18 protein-coding genes and 1 tRNA gene are annotated in these 21986 nt (G+C 52.8%); 8 read left to right on the forward strand and 11 right to left on the reverse strand.

All coding sequences use genetic code 11. The features are described from left to right. Window position 1 precedes the first annotated feature (1 nt). Window positions 2-1855 carry a 3-keto-disaccharide hydrolase gene (locus tag BLX24_RS27065; protein WP_071506362.1) on the reverse strand — a complete coding sequence of 618 codons (1854 nt, stop codon included), beginning with the start codon at window positions 1853-1855 and terminating at the stop codon, window positions 2-4. 136 nt (window positions 1856-1991) lie between these two features. Between BLX24_RS27065 and BLX24_RS27070 the strand changes: the two genes are divergently transcribed. From BLX24_RS27070 to BLX24_RS27080, 3 genes are all read left to right on the forward strand, one after another. Beyond that, window positions 1992-2774 carry a 3-keto-disaccharide hydrolase gene (locus BLX24_RS27070; RefSeq protein WP_071506363.1) on the forward strand — a complete coding sequence of 261 codons (783 nt, stop codon included), beginning with the start codon at window positions 1992-1994 and terminating at the stop codon, window positions 2772-2774. 111 nt (window positions 2775-2885) lie between these two features. Further along, window positions 2886-3785, forward strand: coding sequence for a ChaN family lipoprotein (locus BLX24_RS27075; protein ID WP_071506364.1), 900 nt, complete (start codon window positions 2886-2888; stop codon window positions 3783-3785). Between the two features lies 1 nt (window position 3786). Then, window positions 3787-4971: an MFS transporter gene (locus BLX24_RS27080; protein WP_071506365.1), complete on the forward strand. Its 1185-nt coding sequence runs from the start codon at window positions 3787-3789 to the stop codon at window positions 4969-4971. Here BLX24_RS27080 and BLX24_RS27085 read toward each other — a convergent pair. Both BLX24_RS27085 and BLX24_RS27090 read right to left on the reverse strand, forming a co-directional pair. After that, the gene (locus BLX24_RS27085) at window positions 4968-5417 is read right to left on the reverse strand and encodes a GNAT family N-acetyltransferase (RefSeq protein ID WP_071506366.1); all 450 of its coding nucleotides are present in this window, start codon (window positions 5415-5417) and stop codon (window positions 4968-4970) included. The genes BLX24_RS27080 and BLX24_RS27085 overlap by 4 nt on opposite strands. A 1-nt stretch (window position 5418) precedes the next feature. Then, the gene (locus tag BLX24_RS27090; protein WP_071506367.1) at window positions 5419-6075 is read right to left on the reverse strand and encodes a Uma2 family endonuclease; all 657 of its coding nucleotides are present in this window, start codon (window positions 6073-6075) and stop codon (window positions 5419-5421) included. Window positions 6076-6258: 183 nt separating this feature from the next. Here BLX24_RS27090 and BLX24_RS27095 point away from each other — a divergent pair, with 183 nt between their 5' ends. Next, entirely contained in the window at window positions 6259-7641 is a 1383-nt protein-coding gene (locus tag BLX24_RS27095; RefSeq protein WP_071506368.1) for a TolC family protein, read from the forward strand. 152 nt (window positions 7642-7793) lie between these two features. On the opposite strand, the gene BLX24_RS27100 is transcribed toward BLX24_RS27095, so the two are convergent. Then, window positions 7794-8735 carry an alpha/beta hydrolase gene (locus BLX24_RS27100; RefSeq protein WP_071506369.1) on the reverse strand — a complete coding sequence of 314 codons (942 nt, stop codon included), beginning with the start codon at window positions 8733-8735 and terminating at the stop codon, window positions 7794-7796. A gap of 186 nt (window positions 8736-8921) precedes the next feature. Here BLX24_RS27100 and lacZ point away from each other — a divergent pair, with 186 nt between their 5' ends. The 3 genes from lacZ (at window position 8922) to BLX24_RS27115 (ending at window position 14684) form a co-directional block, all read left to right on the forward strand. Beyond that, complete coding sequence (lacZ, locus tag BLX24_RS27105; protein WP_071506370.1) at window positions 8922-12158, forward strand: beta-galactosidase, LacZ type; 3237 nt, start codon at window positions 8922-8924, stop codon at window positions 12156-12158. A 16-nt stretch (window positions 12159-12174) separates the two neighbouring features. Next, entirely contained in the window at window positions 12175-13212 is a 1038-nt protein-coding gene (locus BLX24_RS27110; RefSeq protein ID WP_071506371.1) for a WD40/YVTN/BNR-like repeat-containing protein, read from the forward strand. A gap of 89 nt (window positions 13213-13301) precedes the next feature. Beyond that, entirely contained in the window at window positions 13302-14684 is a 1383-nt protein-coding gene (locus BLX24_RS27115) for a CotH kinase family protein (RefSeq protein ID WP_071506372.1), read from the forward strand. Between the two features lie 4 nt (window positions 14685-14688). Here BLX24_RS27115 and BLX24_RS27120 read toward each other — a convergent pair whose 3' ends face one another. The 3 genes from BLX24_RS27120 to BLX24_RS27130 are packed head-to-tail and all read right to left on the reverse strand — an operon-like array spanning window position 14689 to window position 18015. Beyond that, window positions 14689-15102: a Fur family transcriptional regulator gene (locus tag BLX24_RS27120; RefSeq protein WP_071506387.1), complete on the reverse strand. Its 414-nt coding sequence runs from the start codon at window positions 15100-15102 to the stop codon at window positions 14689-14691. Window positions 15103-15157: 55 nt separating this feature from the next. Next, window positions 15158-16966: an ABC transporter ATP-binding protein gene (locus tag BLX24_RS27125; protein ID WP_071506373.1), complete on the reverse strand. Its 1809-nt coding sequence runs from the start codon at window positions 16964-16966 to the stop codon at window positions 15158-15160. Window positions 16967-17010: 44 nt separating this feature from the next. Further along, window positions 17011-18015, reverse strand: coding sequence for a gliding motility protein GldB-related protein (locus BLX24_RS27130; protein WP_071506374.1), 1005 nt, complete (start codon window positions 18013-18015; stop codon window positions 17011-17013). Between the two features lie 40 nt (window positions 18016-18055). On the opposite strand from BLX24_RS27130, the gene BLX24_RS27135 reads away from it, so the two are divergent. Further along, entirely contained in the window at window positions 18056-19009 is a 954-nt protein-coding gene (locus tag BLX24_RS27135) for an outer membrane beta-barrel protein (RefSeq protein ID WP_071506388.1), read from the forward strand. 220 nt (window positions 19010-19229) lie between these two features. Here the strand turns inward: BLX24_RS27135 and BLX24_RS27140 are convergent, their stop codons facing one another. The 4 genes from BLX24_RS27140 to tsaB form a co-directional block, all read right to left on the reverse strand. Further along, complete coding sequence (locus BLX24_RS27140) at window positions 19230-20108, reverse strand: MerR family transcriptional regulator (protein ID WP_071506375.1); 879 nt, start codon at window positions 20106-20108, stop codon at window positions 19230-19232. Window positions 20109-20293: 185 nt separating this feature from the next. Beyond that, a complete protein-coding gene (locus BLX24_RS27145; protein WP_071506376.1) occupies window positions 20294-20950 on the reverse strand; it encodes a carotenoid biosynthesis protein in 657 nt (218 codons plus the stop codon). Window positions 20951-21058: 108 nt separating this feature from the next. After that, a tRNA-His gene (locus BLX24_RS27150) sits at window positions 21059-21132 on the reverse strand. 108 nt (window positions 21133-21240) lie between these two features. Then, window positions 21241-21942 carry a tRNA (adenosine(37)-N6)-threonylcarbamoyltransferase complex dimerization subunit type 1 TsaB gene (gene tsaB, locus BLX24_RS27155; RefSeq protein ID WP_071506377.1) on the reverse strand — a complete coding sequence of 234 codons (702 nt, stop codon included), beginning with the start codon at window positions 21940-21942 and terminating at the stop codon, window positions 21241-21243. Window positions 21943-21986 lie beyond the last annotated feature (44 nt).

Genomic DNA, 21986 nt, shown 5'->3' on the forward strand with positions numbered 1-21986 from the left:
TTTAGAACAAGAGTGAGTAACTAACCTTACCGTTGGCAACGGGAGCAATCAGCTCCTGCCGGCCATTGACGGTCCGGATAACCGGCGATGTGCCGCTGTCGGGACGGATATACCACAGGCCGTCGATCAGATACAGCCCGTTGTCGAGTTGTTTGATCACACCGGCTTCGGCAAGGCGGGCGGTCAGGCCGCTGCCTGCATTTTCGATGGTCACTTCCCGATGCACCCCCTGTCCGTTTTCCAATGGCCGGACAGCATCGTTCACCAGCGAGCCGTTGGTATAATACCGGAAGGTTGGTTTGTCATTGGCGTCGAGCACATAGCCTTTCGGGCGGAAGCTGCTGCCGGTCGTGTCTTTCGGCCATTCGGCCTGATTATTGGCCAGTTTGGTCAGGAACAGGGCTGGTTTGCCCATATGTTGCACCATGCCCATTGGCCGCGAGGAGCCGTCGCCACGGTCGTGCCACATCGGCGTTGAATCCAGGAACTGACCGCGCCATACCTGTACCAGTGCGCCGTTGTCGAGGTCATAGGTATAATACACCTGCTCCGGACCGCTGACCGAAACGGCATGTACCACGCGGTAGGGCCCGCCTTTCGGTCCCGGAACGCCCGACAGATCCATAAAACTGCGCAGGATCGGAGTTTGGTTGGCATCGACCAGAATCGGATCGGTTTCCGGCTCCTCGCCGATGGCACTGCTCATCACAAACTGACGGAAGCCCGGGCCCGATATGGCCAGCCGCATCGACGGCGGAAGCCAGTCAACGGTTTTGGTGTAGGTCAGTTCAAACGGCAGGTTGCCGGCAGGCAGGGTCGCCGTTCCTTTGCCTTCCCACTGGAACGGTTTTACGACCGTCTGGTTGTTGATTTTGAGGTTGCCGCCACCGCTGTGCAGGGCCATATCGAAGGCATATTCGCCCGGTTCGGCTACTTTCAGAATGCCTTTGTATTGTACCACAAAGTCATTGCTCAGGTGGCTGACCGACGGGGTGAGCTCAGGTGCAGTGCCTTTCTCTTCGAAGGCCAGTTTGCTGAGTACCGGTTCCTGGTCAAACTTGTCGAATCGGCCTTTGTAGACCGAAAACGAAATATCCGACAGTGCCGGCCGCACTTTGTCGTACGATGTATACTGAATATTCCGGAATGCTACCGAACCATGATCGCCCTGCAACATCAGCGGACCAACGGCTTTTTCGTCGGTGAAGGCTGCCGCGCGGGTTGGGCCATAGAGCTCAACGTTTTCGTGGAGCAGCACGCCGTTCAGCTCCACGCGCAGCATGCGGGCATTGGCAATTTTCTTACCGGTGGCATCGAACCGGGGGGCCTGAAACGAAATTTTCAGGTGTTGCCATAGGCCGGGTGCCCGACCCGCATTCTGGTGGGCCGGATAGCCTTCGAAGCCCTTGGTGCCTTTAGGGCGTGCCTCGTCCCAGCGCTCGTAGATGGAGCCGTTGTCGGTAACCGTCGGATTTTTGACACCCCAGCTGTCGTAAAGCTGTACTTCATAACGTCCCTGCAGGTAAACGCCCGAATTCGACCCTTTGGCAATCATGTAATCGAGTTCGATGTCCAGATCGCCATGCTCCATGTTGGTCAGGAGATTATACTGGTCGCCGTAGGTAGGCTTCGGCATCTGGTTGGCCAGTACGGAAGTACCGGGTTGTACAGTCAGCGCGCTTTCCTGATAAGGATTGGCCATCACATCGCCCACAACCGACCAGTTGGCCCGGGCAGGCCGGAAGGCACTGAGATCGTTGAGTGGTAAACGTGTTGGCTTCGGTCCGGTTGGCTGGGCGCTTGCCAGGCCTAAACCCAGCAACCAGCAACTGACGCTTGCAAAACGTAGCAACATTGTTATAGGTAGTAATGAGTAAGAAAAGAAAAAAACAGGGTTGAAATTATCGCTTTTCGGCGAAAGAGCGGCTACATACCGATTAGAATTTGGTTACGATTCGCTTATTTTGGAGCAAAATCCAGTCAAGAGCGTAATGAAAAAAGTAACGACAACCCTATTCCTGAGCCTGTGTGCCATGAGTTTAGCGATGGCGCAAACGCAGCCGGCCAAACAAACCCCTGAATCAAGCGAAATCTGGGAACCGGTACCACCGGTAATCACCCCGGGTACCACCGGCCCGAATGCGTCCGGTATTTCGGCACCATCGGATGCAATTGTCCTGTTCGACGGTAAAAATTCGGATGCATGGGTAGCCGCCAGAGGTTATTCGCCGGACAGCCCGAGCATCGGCCGTCTGGAATGGCCGATTACGGATGGTATCCTGTATTCGACAAAGGGTTCCTCGGCCCGTACCAAGCAGGAGTTCGGTGACTTCCAGCTGCATATCGAATTTAAGACACCGGAGAAGGTAGAAGGCAACGGTCAGGGCCGTGGCAACAGCGGTATCTTCCTGCAGGGCCGCTACGAGCTGCAGGTGCTCGACAACTACAACAACGCGACCTACGTAAACGGTATGGTTGGTTCGATCTACAAACAAGCAATTCCACTGGTAAACCCAAGCCGTAAGCCCGGCGAGTGGCAGACCTACGACATCATCTACAACCAGCCTAAATTCAACAAAGCCGGTATGATGATGGAGCCTGCGTACGTGACGGTACTGCTGAACGGTATTCTGGTGCAGAACCACGTAGCGATTCGTGGTACGACCGAGTACATCGGCTATCCGAAAGTGAAAGCCCATGACAAAGGCCCGCTGATTCTGCAGGATCACGGTAACCCCGTTGGTTTCCGGAACATCTGGATCCGCGAGCTGTAGTCAGATCCCGTAATGGATAATGGACAATGTATGATGCATCACGAAGAGAGCTTCTCTTACCCATCATACATTGTCCATTATTCATTTTTCATCATACATCATCGGCAAACTATGCGTTACCTACTGATCCTTTTAACGGGCATCTGCCTGACGGCCATGACGGATAAACCGGCCTATCAGCTTTACGACAAAAAGCTTAAAACCCTTTCGTATGCCAAACTGGTACGTCAGGCGGCGGAAGCCGACGTAGTGTTGTTTGGCGAATTGCACAATAACCCGATCTGTCACTGGTTACAGTTGCAGGTAACGCAGGATATCTACAAAGCCAAAAACGGGAAACTGGTGCTGGCGGCCGAAATGTTTGAAACCGATAACCAGCAGGCGCTGACGGACTACGTACAGGGAAAAATTACCGATAAGGAACTCGCCGAAAAAGCCCGCCTCTGGAAAAATTACCAGACCGACTACCGGCCGCTGGTCGATTTTGCCAAAAAGAATAATCTGGTTTTTGTGGCGGCCAATGTGCCGCGCAAGTATGCCAGCCTCGTTGCTAAACAAGGTCTGCCGGCACTGGACGCGCTGCCGGCCGACGAGAAAAAACTGATAGCCCCGCTGCCGCTTGAGGTCGACCTGAACCTGCCGGGCTACAAGGCCATGCTCGACATGATGGGTACCCACGGCGACAGTAAAGCAACAACGCCGGTTGACCCGGCTCAACACCCTGCCGCTAATTTTGCCCGTGCCCAGGCTGTTAAGGACGCCGCTATGGCTTATTTCTCCCTACAGCAACTAACACCCGGTTCCGGCAATACCCTGCTGCACTTCAACGGCGATTATCACTCTAAGAATTTTGAGGGGATTGTCTGGTATATGCGGAAGCAACGACCTGACCTGAAGATATTTACCATTTCATCGGTTGAGCTCGAAGACATGAGCAAGCTGACGGACGAATGCCGCAACCGCGCCGATGCCGTGGTGACGATTCCGGCCGACATGACGAAGACCTATTAGTATGGCAGCCCCCGCTACCCTCAGCAATGGCCACTTGCTGGTTATTGTCGTGGCGCAGTTTGCCGGTACGTCGCTCTGGTTTGCCGGCAATGCGGTGTTGCCTGACCTTCAGCCACTATTGCATTCGCCTGGCCTGAACGGCTGGATTACGTCGGCCGTCCAGCTTGGATTTATTGCCGGTACGCTGACCTTTGCCTTACGGTCCATCGCCGACCGCTTCCCGACAACCCGCGTTTTTTTTAGTTCCGTGCTGATTGCGGCGCTGTTTAACAGTCTTCCGCTGCTGTTGCCGCTGAATGCCGGTGTGGTGCTGCTGAGCCGCTTCGGAACGGGTTTTTTTCTGGCCGGGGTGTATCCCGTCGGCATGAAAATCGCCGCCGACTGGTTCAGGCCGGTGCTGGGGCGGGCCATGGGTTTTCTGGTCGGAGCCCTGGTATTGGGCACGGCTTTCCCGCACCTGATCCGTGGTCTGGGCACGGCGTTGCCCTATCAGCATGTATTGCTGGCGGTCAGTCTGCTGGCCGTTGCCGGGGGCGTGCTGCTGCTGGTATGTATTCCGTCAAAGCCGGTATCCGGTGCCGCCATGCGGTTCAGCATGCAGGCATTTGGTCTGCTGATGAAGCCGGGCGGTCTGCGTTCGGCGGTCTTCGGGTATTTCGGGCACATGTGGGAGCTGTACGCACTCTGGGCCTTCCTGCCGGTCTTGCTGACGTTGTATACAACGGCCCATCCTGACGCCGGTATCAACCGGCCGGTCTGGGCCTTTACCGGCATTGCGGCCGGTTTTGTCGGTTGTACGGCAGGGGGATTATTGGCCCTGCGTATCGGCAGTCAGCGGGTGGCGGTTGGTAACCTGATCGTATCGGGCTGTTGTCTGCTGCTGGTGCCGGTGACGTTGTCGATGCCACCGGTTGTGTTGCTGCTCTTTCTGGTGGTGTATGGCATGGCGCTTGCCGGTGATTCGCCGCAACTGACCACGCTGGTATCGGTCTACGTCCCGAACGATATTCGCGGGAGTGTGCTGACGCTGGTTACCTGTCTGGGTTTTTCGATCACCATCGTGTCGATTCAGGGCCTGGCGTGGCTGTTAGATCAGACGCATCAATCGGTTTGGGCATTTTATCTGCTCTTGCCCGGGCCGGTGCTGGGAGTGTGGGGGTTATTGGCTGCGCCGAAGCAGAACTAATCTATTTCCCACGATAAAATACTCCGGTTCAGATCACGGAAGCCCAGCGATTCGTAGAGTTGTTTGGCCCTGGGGTTGTAGGACTCGGTCTGGAGGTGGAGGGCTTGCAGCCCCGACTGCCGGGCTTTCTGCTGAATTTCTGTCAGTACGGCACGCCCGAGCCCGAGACTGCGGTAAGCTTCGCGGATAAAGAACTCATCGACAAGGGCGTAGTGGCCGCCGAACTCAAAACTATAGCCGTTGGTAAGGGCCAGGTAGCCCACAAGCGCCGATTCGTGGTAGACCATCCAGATAGAACCCAGGGCAGGATTGGCCAGAAATTCGGTCAGCATGCGCCGGTGCCGCTCCTGTTCGTAGGGATACCCGAAGAGGTCGTAAAATTCCTTGATAATGCTTTGTATGGGTTCCAGATCGGCGGGGCCGGCCTGTCGGATAGTCGGGGACATGTTACTGCATCAGCGTTTGTAAAGCCGCAAAGTTAAGTGCTTCATCGAATAGGGCGCGGACAGGAATACCAAAGCCCTCAATAACCGTACTGTTGATGGTGCCATCGGCGGATTTCTGCAACAGCTCATACCGGCCATCGGTGAGGGTGTATTGCTCGACAACCTCGCGAATGGGGTCAATGATCCAGTATTCACCGACACCATGTGTTTCATAATCATCAAATTTGATACCCCGGTCATTTTTTTCAGTACTCGCTGACAGTACCTCCACGACAAAGTCGGGCGTCGGGAACAACGTTTGCCCTTTTTTGAACAGCCGGGCTTTTTCGTTACCGAAGAAAACCAGGTCCGGCTCGTAATCATTGCGGGAAAAAACCGTCATGATTTTCTCAAAGCCTACAAAACCCAGTTTGTTTTTCCGGACAAACACATTTAGTAGCTGATACAGAAAGCCCGTGACCTCATTGTGTTCTTTCCGGACAGGCGAATGGACAATGGGCTCGCCGTTGATGAATTCGGCTTTGATCGACTCATCAATGTCGTTATAAAACTGTTCGCGGCGTTTGCGTTCGCTGGCCAGATGATCCGATACGCGCTGAATGAGCAATGGTGCGTCCGGCAATTCAAGAATCTGGTCGACTAAGTGTTGATGTAACATACCCGATACGTACTTTACTTCTTTAAAGTTAACACCAATCCCGCTTGCCCCACAAAGGATAGTCGATAAAAAATAGCCGCCTGTCGATTTATTGCCATGATTAAGAGGATGGTAAACACAAACCTTGAGGCTTGTACCACTTTTATTGTATTTTTGACGGATTTACCCAAAAAGTGTTCATCAATGAAATACACAGCCTGGTCGCTTTTGTTTTTGCTTCCTGCTATAGCGTATAGTCAACAACAGCCTACCCCCGTTCAACGTGCCCTTCAACGAACCGAAACGGTAGCTTCCGTTCCTCAATTGGGCGAACAACTGACCCTGAAAGATGCCATTACCATGGCGCTGGAAAAGGACTATCAGATTAAGGTCGCCAAAACGCAGGAACAGATTGCGCGCAACAACCGGATTCCGGGTAATGCCGGCCTTTTGCCTGTAGTGACCGGTAACGTCAACAGCAACGGATCACTGCAAAATCTGAATCAGGGTTTCCTGGATAACATCCGGCCACGACAAACGGCAAACGGTGTATTTAACCGTACCGGTGTGTTTGGTGTGACGGGTACCTATACGCTCTTCAACGGATTTTCTAACTTCATTACCTATGACCAACTGGGCGATCTGGTAAAAATCAGCGAGGTAAATACCCGGTTAAATATCGAAACCACCATTGCCAACGTGGCTACGGCCTATTACGATGTGGTCCGGCAACTGCAGCAGATTCTGGCACTACGCCAGGCACTGAGCATTTCACGCGAACGCCTCGATCTGGCCAAAGCAAATTATGAAGTCGGTACCCGGTCGAAGGTAGATTTCCTTAGCGCGCAGGTCGATTACAATGCTGATAGTTCGGCGCTGGTGTCTCAGGAACAGACCCTGCGAAATGCCAAAATCCTGCTCAACAGCCTGATTGTGCGGGACCCGTCGACGGAATTCGCCGTACGGGATACCATTCTGGTGAAAACCGACCTGGCGGCTGACCAGCTCCGGCAGTCGCTGTTCGAGAACAACCCGCTGCTGGTAAATGCCAAGTTGAACCGGCGTGTTGCCGACCGGAATACGCAGATTGCCCGGGCATCGCGGCTGCCAACAGTTAACTTACAGACGGCCTATAACTATACCCGGATCGATAACCAGGGGGGCTTTGGTATCGGTAATGCACGCAACACCGGTCTGACCTACAACATTCAGGCCGCCATTCCGATCTTTAATGGCGGCAACATCAAACGGACTATCGCAAACGCCAAGGCTAATGAACTGATTGCTGAATATCAGGAAGCCGACCAGAAGGTTTTGCTGCAACAGGCGTTCGATCAGACGTATACCCAATACCGCAACAGCCTGACGCTGTTGAACCTGGAAGTACAGAACTACCAGATTGCGATCCAGAACATTGATATTGCCTATGAACGTTACCGCGTCGGAAACTCAACAGCCGTTGAATTCCGCGATGTGCAACGGAATGCCGTGGCCGCTCAGGCGCGTCTGATCAACGCGGAATATGCGGCCAAAGCCGCCGAAATCGAACTCCTCCGCCTGAGCAGCACCATTGCACAGGGACTGTAATAAAGAGCGAAAGAGATAAAGAGTGAAAGAGCGAAGGAACAGGTACAAGCCGCTTCTTTCGCTCTTTCACTTTTTTGCCGCGAACCCGGTCGCTCTTTCACTCTCCCACTCTTTCACTCTTTCACTCTTTCACTCTCCCGCTCTTTCACTCTTTACCTTTCAAAGCCCTTCGCAATAAACTCCAGGGCAAGGGGGAGGCCGGTGCGCCAGTAGACCCATGTGTGGGCACCGTCGCGGGCGCGGTACTCGTGCGGAATCTTCCGCTGGAGTAAGGCGAGATGTAGTTCGGCATTGCCTTGCGTGAGCGCATCGTCATCGCCGCAGTCGAGATACCAGCGCACTTGTTTTAAATCACCTTCCGGTGCTGACTTTGACAGCGTCAGCGGGCTGTTCCGCTTCCAGTGAACCGTAATCCGGTCTTCGCCTTTCAGATCGGGCCCGAGCAGCACACTATACCGGCGGTTATAACCTTCGTCGTCCATCGCCTTCAGGGTCTCGTCGCTCCGGACGGCGGCGCTCATGGCCGCTGAAGCACTGAACAGGTCGGGGTGGTGCATCGCCAGCAGCAGTGCTCCGTGACCGCCCATCGACAATCCCGAAACCGCCCGGAACTCGCGACCGGCACGCGTGCGGTACGTCTTGTCGATGTGCGGAATCAACTCCTGCACAAACATATCCTCGTACCGGTATTTATTCTGATAATCATTCATGTACCACGTTTTGGCGGCGTCGGGCATCACAATGATCATTGGCGGCAGATGTCCTGTCCGGATGTGTTCGTCCATGATGCGGTCTACCTCCCCGAACTGAATCCAGCTAGTCTCATCGTCGCCGAGGCCGTGGAGGAGGTACACCACCGGATAACGCCGGTTTGAGGTGTAGTAATCGGGGGGCAGATAAACCGAATATCTGACCTGTGTATTGAGCAGCGTGCTGCCCATCGACATGCTTTCGAGGAGGCGCGTCTGAGGAGCCGTGACTACCGGAATCGGGCCATTTGAGGGCTCCGGCAACGAATTCCGCCGCCGCGTTTGACCGTTGCCGGTCACAACAGTCAAAATAAGTAAGGATAAGGTCAGAAAAATATGTTTCATATTGAATGTAGACTATTGCTGGCTATGTGGTTAATTTTAGGTTGTTTTATTGTTAATTCATAAACCATAGGCAGTGTAGCATGATGCGTAACTGCTTGTTTTAACGAAATTTGCCTTAAAACGCATCTATAAGAAAACGTACATATAGTTATTTCCGTACCTGTTGAGGCTATTGTAACTTATCTCATGAAAAAAAGACATCTACTCGTTCTCTGTCCGTTAGTACTATCAACATATTGCTTTGCTCAGGTGCCCGACTGGGAAAATCCGCAGGTTATCAGCAAGAACGTGGAAAAGCCACATGCCAGCTTTGTACCTTACCAAAGCGAGGCCCAGGCCTTTGACGGTAAAAACTCCCCTTTTGTTAAAAGCCTGAACGGTACCTGGAAGTTTCGCTGGATGAAACATCCGGGCGCTGTGCCTCAGAATTTCTATGATCCTGCTACTCCCGACCAGACCTGGGATAATCTGCCCGTACCGTCGAACTGGCAGGTGGTAGGTGCCCGTGAAGGCCGCCCGTATGACCGCCCGATCTTCACCAATATCAAACACCCGTTTCCGGCAACGCCGCCACGCATACAGGCGGATACCAACAGCGTTGGCCTGTACCGGACACGGTTTACGACACCGGCCAACTGGCAGGAGCAGGAAGTATATCTGCATTTTGCCGGTGTGCAGTCGGCCTGTTATGTCTACCTGAACGGGCAGTTTATCGGCTATCACGAAGACGGCATGACACCGGCCGAATTCCGGATTACCGATCAGGTACGGCCGGGCGGCGGCGAAAACGTGCTGGCGGTCGAGGTGATTAACTGGTCTGACGGCAGCTACCTCGAAGACCAGGATTTCTGGCGGTTATCGGGCATTTACCGCGATGTGTTTCTGGTGGCTAAGCCGCGCCTGCATATCCGCGATGTTCAGATCATTACGGATCTGGACGAGCAATATAAGGACGCAACCCTCAAGGTATCAGCCTATCTGCGTAACCTGACCGGTCGCGCAGATCTGACGAACCAGTTCCGGATTACGTTGTATGACCCCGCCCGTAAGCCGGTGTTCAGTGAAAAACTGATGGCTGCCGATGCCGTGGGTACTGATATGGACAAAATGTTCCGGATCACGAAGCCGGTTACAGCTCCGGCGCTCTGGACGGCCGAAACCCCTAATCTCTACACCCTAAGCCTGCAACTGCTGAATGCCGACGGGCAGACCATTGAGACCGTAACGCAGCGCGTCGGTTTCCGGGAAGTGAACATGAGCCGTGGCCAGTTGCTGGTCAACGGCAAGGCCGTTACGTTCAAAGGCGTCAACCGGCATGAGTTTGACCCGACGACCGGCCGCGTGATCAGCCGCGAAAGCATGGTCCGCGACATTCTGCTGATGAAACAACACAATATCAATGCCGTACGGACCTCGCATTACCCGAATGTGACGGAATGGTACGACCTGTGCGATGAATACGGGCTCTATGTGATTGACGAGGCCAATATCGAGAGTCATGATTTATGGGGCAAAAACGTGATTCTGGCCAACATGCCGGAGTGGCGGGATGCCTTTATTGCCCGTGGCCGGGCGATGGTCGAGCGGGATAAAAACCACCCGTCTATCGTGATCTGGTCATTGGGTAACGAATCGGGCATGGGCCAGAATTTTCAGGACATGGCCGAACTGATTCGCGTTGTTGACCCGTCCCGCCCGATCCATTACGAAGGCCGCGCGCCCTATACACCGACTTCGCTGTCGAACTTCGACATCATTTCGACTATGTATCCGTCGGTGAATGACATGCTGACGCTGATGGAAAAAGACCCGAACCGCCCGGTTATTGTCTGCGAATATGCACACGGCATGGGTAACAGCATTGGCAACCTGAAAGATTACTGGGCGGCTATCGACAAATACCCGCGCCTGCAGGGCGGTTTTATCTGGGACTGGGTTGATCAGGGACTGCGGCTGAAAAATAAGGCCGGGCAGGAGTATACAGCCCACATCAATTACATCGACGGGGCCAATGCCGGAGACGGATTAGTGAACCCTGACCGTATGCCGCAGCCGGAGATTAACGAAGTAAAATACGTTTACCAATATGTCAAAATCGGGACACAGGGGGCCGTTTCTGCCGAACAGCGGACGGATATTTCGGCACGGATTACACTCAAAAATACCTACGATTTCCTTGGTCTTGACCAGTTCAAACTCGAATGGACGCTGATCCGCAACGGGGAAGCCGTCCAGAAAGGAACGGTCGATAACCTGAATGCTCAGCCGGGACAGACCCAGTTAGTGGCCTTACCGCTTCGTTTACCGGCGGGCATGAACAACGGCAGTGAATATTTCCTGAATGTCGCGGTTGTGACCAAACAGGCAGCTCCGTGGGCACCGGTGGGCCATGTCGTAGCCTCAGAGCAAATCCCGATCCGTACCCGTCCGTCGGGCATGGTGCCAATGGGCATCAGCAGCCTGCCACCGGTTAAAACCACGGTTTCGCCGGATAAGGTGGTCATCCGCACGAAGGACCTGGCCATGATTTTCGATAAAAAGGCCGGTGGTTTGGCCGAACTGTTCTATTTCGGGAAAAAGGTAATCGAGCACGGTTTGCAACCCGGTTTTTGGCGGGTACCGACCGATAACGACGAAGGGGGTGGGGCGGCTTCCTTTGCCGCACGCTGGCGCAAAGCCGGGTTAGATACTGCGCTGGCCACACCGGTTGACATGCAGGTGCTGGTTAATCAGCGGCAAATGGTGACAATCCGCAGTACCAACGAGGTGCGCCTGACGGAAGGTAAGCTGATTCAGCAGACGGATTATACGGTGTTTGGCACCGGCGATATTCAGGTATCCACAACCGTGACGGCAGAGGGCACTGTGCCACCACTGGCGCGGGTCGGTACGCAGCTGGAACTGGCTCCGTCATTCACAAACCTAAAGTGGTATGGGCGCGGACCCTTTGAAAGCTACTGGGACCGCAAAGAATCGGCACGTGTTGGTTTGTATAGTGGAAAAGTGGCTGACCAGTATTTTCCATACATTATGGCACAGGAGAACGGCAATAAAACCGATGTACGCTGGGCACAGATTACGGAAGATTCAGGGCTGGGCGTGCTGATCATCAGCAATCCGGCCAGTATGTCGTCGACCGACCGGAACCTGATGAATATAAATGTCCGGGATTATACGGATGAAGCCTTGCTGGCAGCGAAAAATCCGGCGCAGCAAACACCGGAGCGCGGCAACATTACCCTGGTCAACATTGATATGCAACAGATGGGGCTGGGTGGTGATGACAGCTGGTCGCCACGGACGCATCCGGAGTATCAGTTACCGGCGAATAAAACCTATACCTACTCATTCCGGATACGGCCCATTGATGCCCGTACGAGCGTAACCGATGTGGTAGCAATGCCGCTGCCCATTTCGCGCTGATTAATCCTGAAACCGTATGAAAAAACTCATGCTGTGTTTGCTGTTCCCGCTGACAGGGTTTGCGCAGTGGCAGCCACAACAAAGTAATACCGATGCCAGTTTCCGGGCCGTATCGGCCGTAAGTAAGGCCGTCGCCTGGATTGGTGGTACGAAAGGTACATTTGTCCGCACGACCGACGGCGGCACGAACTGGCAGGCCGGTACCGTAAAAGGCGCCGAAGCCTGCGATTTCCGCGATGTATATGCGGTGGATGCGCAGACGGCCTATCTGATGGCGGCAGGCCCTGCCGAACAGGGGCAGGCGCGTATTTACAAAACAACGGACGGGGGCAACTCCTGGCAGCTGCTCTGCGAAAACAAACAGGCCGGTGTCTTTTTCGATGGAATCGACTTCTGGAGTCCGGATGAAGGGATTGTGTTCAGCGATCCGATTGGGGGTAAATGGGTTGTTTTACGCACGCAGGACGGTGGTAAAACCTGGCAGCAGGTTCCTGCGGATAATCTGCCGGCAATGGCTACCGGCGAAGCTGCGTTTGCCGCCAGCGGGACGAGCTTGCTGGCGCGGTCTGGCAAGCAGAAACAGGTCTGGATTGGGTCGGGCGGTGCTACGAGTGGCCGTGTTTTCCGGTCGGCAGATGCCGGGGTGACCTGGTCGGTCGCCGAAACAGGATTGGCAGCCGGACCGAGTGCCGGGGTGTTTGGCCTGTGGTTCAGCAAGGACGGCCGGAAAGGCATCGCCATTGGCGGAGACTATAAACAGGAAAAGCTGGCTTCCCGCAACGTAGCCATTACGCAGGACGGTGGTAAGACCTGGCAACCGGGGGGCACGACCAATCCGGCGGGACTCAAGGAAGCCATCGGCACGCTGACTGCCAACCGGCTGGTGGCGGTCGGGCCGTCAGGAACCTGTTACACCGACGACTTCGGCAAAACCTGGACACCGATTGATGAGTCGGGCTTTCATGCCATCAGCTGTGCGGGCGGTGTTTGCTGGGCGGTCGGCAGTAAGGGCAGAGTCGCGATGCTGACCCGTGTTCCGAAGGCGGGGAAGTAAGGAGGATGTTTTTTTCATGATTGGTTTGCAACGGAAGGGCCTTTGTTTGGCGTAATGCCAGTAACTCCCTTGTAATCAGTTGAACCAATATGAAACCTTTTTCCCTTACCACCTTATGCCTCATCGTGTGGGTATTTGCTGCCTGCCATAAAACGGTAGATCCGACAAACAGCTCCGGCTCTACCAATGCTACGGAGGCCAATCCCGACTGGACAACGGCTTCACATGGCAAAGACGCCGCTCCGGATTACACCATTATTTTCCCTCAGACACAGGTTAATACGCTCGAGATTACCATGACGGCCGACGACTGGACCGCGATCCGGACCGATATGAAAAAAATCACCGGCAGCGATTTCGGTACCGGCGGCACGGGTGGCGGCGGCGGCGCTTTTTCGACGACCGAACCTGCCTATGTGGCCGTTACGATGAAGTTTAACGGCAAAACGTGGAACAAGGTTGGCTTCCGGCTTAAAGGAAACTCCAGCCTGTCGTCGACCTGGCGATCCGGGATTTATAAACTACCGTTCCGGCTGAACATGGACGAGTTCGAAGATACCTACACGGAGATTAAAGACCAGCGGCTTTATGGCTTTAAAGAGCTTTCGATGTCGCCGGGCTTTAAAGATAACTCATTGATCCGGGAGAAGGCTGCGGCTGATATTTTCCGTATGGCCGGCATACCGGCGGCCCGGACGGCGTTTTATAAAGTATACATTGACTTTGGGGCGGGTAAAAAGTACTGCGGGGTGTATACCATGGTAGAAGTTGTCGATGATACCATGGTACAAACACAGTTCGGAGAAGATAAGGGCAATATTTACAAACCCGAATCAACGTTTGCCTCGTTTGTACAAAGTCAGTTCGAGAAGAAAAACAATAAAACAGAAGCCGATTACAGTGATGCTCAGGCGTTTGTTACGGCGCTGAACGCCGCAAACCGTACGACAGATGCTGCCGGGTGGCGGGCAAATCTGGAAAAAACACTGAATGTAGACCACTATCTGCATTACCTGGCGGTTAATAATACCATCGTTAACTGGGACGCTTACGGAGCCATGGCCCACAACCATTATTTCTACAATGCCCCCTCAAAAGGGCTGACGTGGATTCCGTGGGACTTAAATGAGTCGATGACAAGCAGTAGCGGTGCCGGCAGGGCGGTGTCGCTGGAAATGACGGAAGTCGCCAGAACATGGCCGTTAATCCGCTATGTGGCCGATGATCCGGTATACTATGCGAAGTATAAACAGTATGTGAAGGAATTTAACGAGACCGTTTTTACACCGGCTAAAATGAATGCGTTGTTTGAGCAATACACAACGCTGATTACTCCATACGTAAACGGAACGGAAAAAGAGCAGGCGCCCTATTCGCACCTGACGAGCCTGACGAACTTTACAAGTGCATTGGCTACCTTAAAACAGCACGTGACGACCCGCAATCAGGCCGTAGCCAGCTTTGTGAAATAGCCGCTTATCTGGTGCAGTCAGAGCAGACACCCTGAATCAGCAGGTTCATTTCTTTGGATTCGTAGCCTGTGGGCAGTGATACCTGCGGAATCAGCACCTGATCGAGACAGGTCGTCTGTCCGCATGCCTGGCACTTGAAGTGTACGTGCTCATGGTGGTGATGGCCATGTGCGCAGGTCTCACGGCAAAGGGCATATTTAGGGTTACCTTCGTCATCAAGGACCTTGTGCAACAAGCCTTTGTCGAGGAATGTCCGGAGGGTGCGGTAAATCGTAACGCGGTCATGATCAGGGCCCAGACCTTGTTCGATATCACCGTGGGAGAGGGCGTGGCCAGCCTTCAGAAACAGATCAAGCACCTCTTCGCGGCTGCTGGTATGCCGGAGATCAAAGCTTTTGAGCATTTGTGCTGTAGTCATGGCTGTATCGGTTTTAGGTATCGGGTAAACGATCATCGTTTACCCGATAACAAATTTAATCAATGGTTTCGAACTGTAGCTTCACCAGATTAGCATAAAGGCCATCGTCGAGGGCGGCTAATTCGTCGTGTGTACCGGTTTCAGCAATCTGTCCTTCGCGAAGCACGTAAATGGTATCAACCTTCCGGATGGTTGCCAGCCGGTGCGCGATGATAATGGTCGTGCGGTTCTGCATCAGCTCATCAAGTGCTTCCTGTACCAGCCGCTCCGATTCGGCGTCAAGCGAGCTGGTCGCCTCGTCGAGGATCAGAATGGCCGGATCTTTCAGAATGGCGCGGGCAATGGCAATGCGCTGACGCTGCCCGCCCGATAACTTAACACCCCGTTCACCTACCAGGGTTCCAAACTTTTCAGGGAATGACTCGATAAACTCCAGTGCGTTTGCTTTACGGGCTGCTTCGATGATGTCGGCCTCTGTCGCGTCCGGTTTACCGTATGCGATATTCTCGCGGATCGTACCGCCGAACAACATCACTTCCTGCGGCACAATGGCAATGTTCTGGCGTAAATCGGTAATGTCAAAGTCCTGAACGGGTTTGTTATCGACCGTAATGCGACCGCTCTGAATCGGGTAATACCGCATCAGCAACTGAACAATGGTCGATTTGCCGGCGCCGCTCTGGCCCACAAGTGCGATTTTGCGACCTGCTTCCACCCGAAGCGATACGCCTTTCAGTACCTCAATATCGGGCCGGGCAGGGTACGAGAACCGGACGCCTTCAAACGCTACGGTACCCTGTACGTCGAGCGGCAACGCAGGCCGTGGCGTTTCGACATCGACTTCCGGCGTTTCTTCCAGAATCTCCAGCACGCGCTCCGACGAACCGATGGTTTTCTGGATCTGGGCATACATATCGCCCATACCCCCTACCGAGCCGCCAATGAAGCCGGTATAGAAAATAAAGGTAATCAGATCGGATAAGGCCATCTCGCCCGACAAAACCAGACCGCCCCCGTACCAGAGTACGCCGATTATCCCGCCGAAAAGGGCAAAAATGACAAACGACACAAAGCCGCCACGGAATCGTGATGCCCGCAGGGCAACATTAACGACCCGTTGCAGGGCATTGGCGTACCGGTTAATCTCAAAGCGTTCGTTCGTAAACGCTTTGACCACATTGACCGATTGCAGCGTTTCTTCCACAATGACGTTGGCCGTAGCCAGTTCATCCTGTGCCTGCTTCGACATCTTCCGGATATACCGGCCAAACACAATAGCCGAGATAATCAGCACGGGGAAGGTCGCCAGCATAAACAGCGTCAGCTTCCACGATACATACAGGATAATGGCCGTACCAACAACCAGCGTCGCAATCTGGCGGAAAAACTCAGCCAGTGTCAGCGACAGTACATCCTGCAACTGCGATACGTCGGCCGAAATCCGGCTCGTCAGTTCACCAACACGGCGCTTCTCAAAAAACGAAACCGGGAGGGTAATGATTTTGCTGTACACGGCCCGGCGGACATCGGCCATAGACCGTTCGCTGACCTGTGCAAAAAAGTAAATCCGGCTGAACGAAAAAACGGCCTGGATAACCAGAATACCTACGAAAAAGAGAATAATTTCGTTGATGGTGTAGGTTGATTTGCGTTCGAGAACCTTGGTTACCTCTTTAATAATCAGTCCGAAGCTCAGGGTTGTGCCGGTTGAGAGTACCAGAAAACCAAACCCCAGTATGTACTGTAAGCGGTAAGGTTTGATAAACCGAAAAATTCTGAAGGTCCTGGTTAAACCTTCGCGGCTGATTTTCTTCTTATCCTCGGGGCTTGCTTCACTCCCAAACCCTCTGCCATGCTTTGCCATTGTACTAAGAGACGGCAGGCTTGTCGCCTGACCATTTTATGTGTTTATTCCTTTTCGTCGGCCTGACCTTTATAGCCCGATTGCTCAAAAAGCTGGCGGGCGTTGGTTTGGGCCATTAACTCCTTTAAGGAAGGTTGTTTTTCGTCAAAATAGCGTCCTGCGATGCGCCAGCCCACCCAGCGGCCAATCGCACCGGGGCACCGGGCACCGATTTCGGCCGTAAACGGACGTTCATTCATGTAGCGCATTTTAACGGATGGGCTAGTTTGGTATAACAATTGATTGTCAATAAAGTGCGCCCACACAAGGTCCTGCGCATTGTAGGTCTCGGTGAGCTGCAGATCGCTGTATCCGATCAGGAGGCTGTCGGCCAGGGGCTGACCGTCTGAGCCGGGTAAAACGGATTTGGTAAAGACATAGCCTTTACCATAATACACCATATCGGCCAGTAACGTTTGATCCTGACGGTCCGTTGCATTGTATTTGTCGGAAATCCCGAACACTACGGCCGGAGCGATGTACTCTTTCTGGTAGCGCTTGAGGATGTATTGCGGAAATTCCGGGCCGCGTGGCCGGTATGTGGCTTTCGGGCCGGCAAAAAAGTCAAGACCAATCACGATCAGGCTATCAGTGATGACAAGGTCCGGACCCATAAAGCCGGTTACCATCGTTACGATACGCGGAGACCGGAAATCCGGAAACTCCCTGTGAATGTTGGTGAATGCCGTTGCCAGCTGTTCGCGCAGCTCCTTTGCCGGGCCGAACTCGTTTTGAACCTGCCGGTACAATACGTTGAGGGTACTGTCGTTAATCCGGTTGTATAACTCGTTGACAAGGGCTGTATCATTGCCGGGCTGCTGCGGAGTAGTCGTGTTAAAATACAATCGGGCCACATCAGCGTTGGCGTTCAGAAAAGCCTGGATGCTGTCGCGCGATTTGGCTGAAAACAGGGCCTGATCGAGCCGATGGAGGGTAACTTTCTCACGTTTGGTACATGAGTTGATCAGGAGAATACAAAAAAAGCCCCACAGGGCAACCCGTAAATGCATGCGTGTAAGCAGGTTTTCTTTCTTGAAAACGTACAAAATTATGAAAAAAGTTGCAGCCCTGACCTTAATCTTTGGCTATTTCCTGTTACCTGGTCTGGTTACAGCACAAAAGCCGGCCTGGCAATCGGGTAACTACAGTACGTCGGGTACGGATGATTTATCGCCGGTGACGAAGCGTCGCCTGAAAAAGATTCTGGGCCCATCCTACGATCAACGTCAAACCGAACCACAGTCGTATGTCGATGAGCGGGATGACCGGAAAGGAAAAAAGAAAAAGGGGAAAAATAACACCGCCGACCGGCAGTATCAGAGCGAACTGCGCCGCCGGCAGCAGTCCGGTCAGGATAACTATCCGGACTATGAGCGGCCGAGTCACCTGATTGAAATGAGTCTGCGGTTCTCGCCGGTTTTCAACGTAAACACCGCCGAAGGGCAGGGGGCTTATCAGAATTTTGCCCCGAATGGGCTGGGCCTTCGCCCGAGCATCGGCGTTTCGCTGGATTATTTCTTTTTCAAGGACCGCTATGCCTTTAGCTCAGGAATCTGGTATACCATCAAGCGTTCGGGATATGTAATGCCCGGATCGTTTGGCCAAACCCGCTGGGATCCGGCAGCCCCGGCAAAGCGTTCGGTCTATAACATGCAGTATGCACAAATACCGGCGACGGTGAAAATGTTTGCCAACAATGTATTTCCTAATGCCCGGCTGTATCTGCAGACCGGTGGGCTGATTGATATCAAACTGGCTGAAAAAGCGGTTGATCCGGAGCGGAATGGCTTGTATCTGGCTGCTGAACAAAGCGGGACACGCCGGCAATACGGCTTTGCTGATTTTACCTGGCTGCTGGGAGCCGGTGTGCAGTATAAGCTGAATCAGACAAATGCACTCAATCTGGGGTTAAGCTATCAGCGTGGTTTACTGGATGTTGCCCGGGGGCGTGATCTGGTGTCAAAACAACGGATCCTTGCACTAGAGGTAGGCTTTAAATTCTAAGGATACATTCAAAAAAAGAGCAACTTTTAAGATGACAGGCTACTATCTGGCACAAGATTTGATTGATGATTTGTATCAAACGAAGATTTAGCTCGTCCAAAACATATATAGTCTTTCGAGACGTTGCTTAACAATACTTTTCGATGCCAATCGAAAGTGCCTGTATGGGAAAGCCTGGTTCACTAGAAACCGGGCTTTTTTGTGTCCCATACTAGTTTGGTTATGAACCGGCAATTCGGATCAGATCGTCGATGTGATTGACAATTGTTGCATTTTCCGGCAGTTCGATGTCCTGACCAACTACCTGATACCCTGTCATCAGCATATGGCTTTCCGGAAAGGCAGCGGCCAGGCGATTGACGAATGGCTGTACTTCGTGGTTTGACGGTACGGAGGTAATAGCGGTAAAGATGTAATCCGGTTTGTGTACGTTATAGGCAAATTCCAGCTCTGCAAATGGCAGGCTTTGCCCGAGATAAATCACTTTGTTGTAGCGTGCCCGGATAATGTAGTTCGCGAACAGCAGGCTGATTTCGTGCAGTTCGCCTTCCGGCAGAAACAGGAGGTATTTCTTTCCGTCAGGGCGTTGTTTACTGACCTGCCCGTCGATGGCAACAATCAGCTTTTGCCGGATCAGGTTCGTGATAAAATGCTCTTGCGCCGGCCCGATGGAGCCTGTTACCCAAAGGGTACCGATGCGGCTCAGGAACGGATAGATGATATGGATCATCGTGTTCTCGAAACCGAACTGGAGAATGTTCGTACTGATGATTTTTTCGAAACGCTCCTCGTCCAGATCAATCATCGAAATGGTAAGCGCGTGAATCTGATCGGGGTAGTTGAGCTGCCGGTCCGAAATTTTGACCACTTCCCGATACATTTCTTCTACCGACATGCGTGAGATATCGGAGATCTTGTATCCGTGATCTTTCAACAGCGAAATATTCAGGACGAGTTTGAGGTCCTGATCGTCGTACGTACGGATGTTGGTATCCGTCCGTTTAGGCGTTATGATGTTATAGCGCTGCTCCCAGATGCGCAACGTATGGGCCTTAATGCCGGAAAGTTGCTCTAAATCCTTGATGGAATAGTTGCTCATGGGACAAAATAGTAACGATTAAAAAGTAAAGACACTGGCGTCGCATTGGTGCCAAACTGTGCAGTTTGGAAAAAAGTGGTACAAGCTAACGAATGATACAGAACAAGTCAATCACTAAACAGAGCTGTTTAGTGACAACTTATTTATTATACAACCTGGTGTTTAACTGTTTTGTTTTACAAAGATTAAACAAGAATTAGTAAAATATGAGATATGAAGAAAAGAAATTGTGAAAGTAGCAGCCAACCGGCCAACCGGTTGTTTTTTGTGAACGAAAGACGGAACCAGCAGATAAACAGGAAGTAAGAAACAATCCACCAGGCTACGTAATTCTGAAGCGGTACCGACTGCCCATACCAATGCCAGAAATTTAGCCTGATCGCTACCGGTTCGATAAAAATGTCGAGCAGCACCATCAGTGAAGCAGCCACTGCAGCCTTTGTCCAGTCAGAAAATGCTATCCGTGAACATACGGAGCCACAGCAGTATGATAACATCAGCCAGTTGAAACCAATCATAGGCGGTACACCCCACAGATGCGGTCCGAGTACCGGTCCGTAGGCATAATGCCCGAAGATAAGGCCGGTTTTTACCCCGATTACTTCAATAAAAAAGCCGGTCAGAATCGCAATGAGTATATAGGTTTTGAAGGAAGCCGACCAGTCGGTATGGTACCAGAGCAGCAAGGCCAGCGACACTGCCAGGTTGACCGGAACAAGCAGCTTAAATAAGGGTGCGAGCATCGGCAGATGTAAACCGACAGCGCCAACCAGATGGCTGAGCACTAACAAAAAAACGATGAGCGTATGTTGACGATTGGTATTTGGTACGGCGGTGAACATACCCTTAAAACAGAATTGTCAAAAAAAAGTTGGCAATTTGTCGGCCGGTTTAGCCCAATCGGAAAGAAGAAAAATAAAAAAGCCTCACATTTGTGAGGCTTTTACGGGGGTGGATGATGGGGTTCGAACCCACGACCTTCGGAACCACAATCCGACGCTCTAACCGACTGAGCTACAACCACCGTTTTGGACTGCAAATATAATAGGTTTTGTCCGGTTTTGGCAAGCGTTTGCCGGAAAAAAATCACCCAAAAAAGCGTTTTTTCTGTTTCAGGCTGACAATTAATAATTTATACCAGCTTGCGCGGGGTCGTGGCCATAAAGTCTTTGAGGTAAAACGGTTCAAAGGTAACTACGTCTTCAAACCGGCCCTGGTGCCAGGCATCAGCTGCCAGCTGGCCGATCAGGCGGGCTGAGGGCGAAATAACGATTTCCGGAAACAGGGCGTCGGGGTGATTGCCCAGTACCGACCGGCATTTAGCAGCACCATCGCCGACAAAAACAAGGGTGTGTATAGCGAGCTCTGCCGCAAAGGACGCTTCATCAATAATTTTCGCGGCTGTGGGAGCCACTTCATGGCCGGCTGTGTCGAACAAAGCGCAGTATACTTCCATCCGCCGCGCGTCGATCATCGGGCAGATCAGCACAGGTTTGCCGGTAGCCCGGGTAGCATAGAACGGCCGGATATGTTCGGCCATCCCCTGCAAGGTATTGACAGCGATCAGGGGTTTATCGAGCGAAAAGCAAAGCCCTTTCGCCGTTGACACGCCGATGCGGAGACCGGTATAGGAGCCGGGGCCTTTGGCAACAGCAACGGCATCCAGTTGCGATAACGAAAAACCGGTATGCTGCACCACCTGATCAATCAGGGTTGTCAGCATGGCTGATGACGTGCGTTCGGTAAATAACTCATAGTTCCCCAGTAACGTACCGTTCTGGTGCAGTGCAACCGAACAGATGGTTGTTGAGGTATCAATGGATAAAAGAAGCATAGGGTACTAAGATAAAAGGCAGAAAGGGAGCATGCGTGGCATGT

The organism is Arsenicibacter rosenii, from assembly GCF_001870735.1.
Classification (GTDB): domain Bacteria; phylum Bacteroidota; class Bacteroidia; order Cytophagales; family Spirosomataceae; genus Arsenicibacter; species Arsenicibacter rosenii.